Origin of the sequence: Stenotrophomonas sp. GbtcB23 (genome assembly GCF_019091045.1) — a bacterium.
GTDB lineage: Bacteria > Pseudomonadota > Gammaproteobacteria > Xanthomonadales > Xanthomonadaceae > Stenotrophomonas > Stenotrophomonas rhizophila_A.
On sequence record NZ_JAGXKC010000790.1, the window covers coordinates 1 to 228 of the forward strand.

Annotated in this window: 1 protein-coding gene; it reads left to right on the plus strand. The window is 61.4% G+C overall.

Translation table 11 applies throughout. The features are described 5' to 3' along the window. Positions 1–228 (plus strand): FecR domain-containing protein (locus tag KVS69_RS20935; RefSeq protein WP_217540283.1); only part of this gene is annotated, 228 nt, incomplete at both ends.

Below are 228 nucleotides of genomic sequence, written 5' to 3' on the forward strand. Positions count from 1 at the left end.
ACGGCAATCGGCGAGCTCCAGCGTATCGACCTGGCTGATGGCAGCGTCGTGACACTCGGCCCCGACAGTGCGATCGCGCATACCTTCACGCAGGAATTCCGCCACATCGAACTGCTTCAGGGCATGGCGTTCTTTAGTGTGGCTCCGGACAAGGTGCGTCCGTTTCGCGTCCAGGCGGAGGGCCTGATCGCAACCGTGCTCGGCACTGCCTTCGATGTCAACATCGAT